The 1,311-nt window shown below is 61.0% G+C and carries 1 pseudogene; it reads left to right on the top strand.

Annotated elements, in window-relative coordinates:
- Positions 1 to 26: 26 nt before the first annotated feature.
- Positions 27 to 1,311, top strand: a pseudogene (locus F3H98_RS30930) (hypothetical protein); the annotation flags it as partial.

The raw sequence follows: 1,311 nt of genomic DNA, 5'->3' as shown, positions 1-1,311 counted from the left end.
AGTCTATCTCTTCAAGGGAGAGCGGTATGAAACCCATCAATTCGATCGACCCATTCAACGCGGCAGCCTGGGCGCAGGAGTACGCTGCCCTGCAAGAACAGCAGCGGGCGGGGCAACAATCGGGCAACAGGCCTGCGGGTGGAGTGGGCTTTGAGCAGCAGCTGAGCGAGTTGCAACTGATTTCGTCTGATGAGGCTGGTTCGCCCGACAGGAGTCCCGCAGAGGGCGGCGGAGGGATCCGGCGTACGGACCTGGGCGGTTCGATGCAGGTGCCGCCACGAACCTTCCTGCAGGACAGCCAGTTCAGCAGCGCTCGGCACAGCATAGACATGTCTCAAGCGGCATCGAGCCGCTCGCGGTCCAGGCGCTCGACCGCGTCGGCGGAGGCGAATTCCTCCTCCTGGGAGGAACTGGCAGTCGCACCGCCGCCGAAGAGCAAAAGCGGGGGATTGAAGTCGCTCCTGAAGAAAGCGACGAAAGCATTCGGATCGAGCAGCGGAAGGAAGTCGTCCGAGGGCTGGACGCAACAATCGGATCATGTCCCTGAGTCAACGCTTCGCATGGATTTCGCCAAGCGCAGCCGCCTGTCCGAGGAGGACGAGAGGATCATTTCCGAGTTCAGGGACAGGATGTCCGAGTTCAGGAACAGGGACCCCGACAACAGTTTTGCTCCCAGGACCGTTAAGAATATGACACAGGATCTGCGCGCGTTCAGCGCCTGGCTTCAGGAGCACCCCAGATACTTGACACTGGCCAGCCTGGTTGACGACCGTGATGCGTTGAGGGCCCATGCGGCGGCGTTTGTGAAGCAGGATGGCAGCAAACGTATCAATAGAGCCTTGGATGTCCTCCGTAATTCCCGCGCCGGGGACTTCCCGCGGCATTCCCGCGACGACCCTCCTCATCCCGAAGACGCGGTCCTCATCAAGCAGTTCGCGGCGGCAGCCGGGCCGCTGGACGTTCCCACGGCAACGATCAACTCTAATGCATCCGCTCTTAGAGTGTTTGCTCGGTGGCTCCGAGCAAACAACAAGCCGTCCATGGCTTCTCGGTTTCGAACCGAATTGGTAGCCGACGACATCGAGGAGTACAGGACCGACGGTGGAGACCCTATTTTGCGACTCAACGCGGCGCTGTCTCATCTCCGTAGGCTCGCGCCTGGAGGTGAAGAATTCGAAGCAACCGGACCCGGGCCCCGCTTCATTGGGCGCCGTACCCTAGCTCCTTATCCCGACGACGCCCGCCTCATCGACGGTCTGGCCAACCAGGACTTGGCCGTGGCGACGGCAGCACAGAGGAAAAATATCCATG

Source organism: Neomesorhizobium albiziae, assembly GCF_900114255.1.
Taxonomy (GTDB): domain Bacteria; phylum Pseudomonadota; class Alphaproteobacteria; order Rhizobiales; family Rhizobiaceae; genus Neomesorhizobium; species Neomesorhizobium albiziae.
The sequence above is the reverse complement of the archived record's forward strand: the minus strand, read 5'-3'. Positions and strand labels throughout refer to the sequence as shown.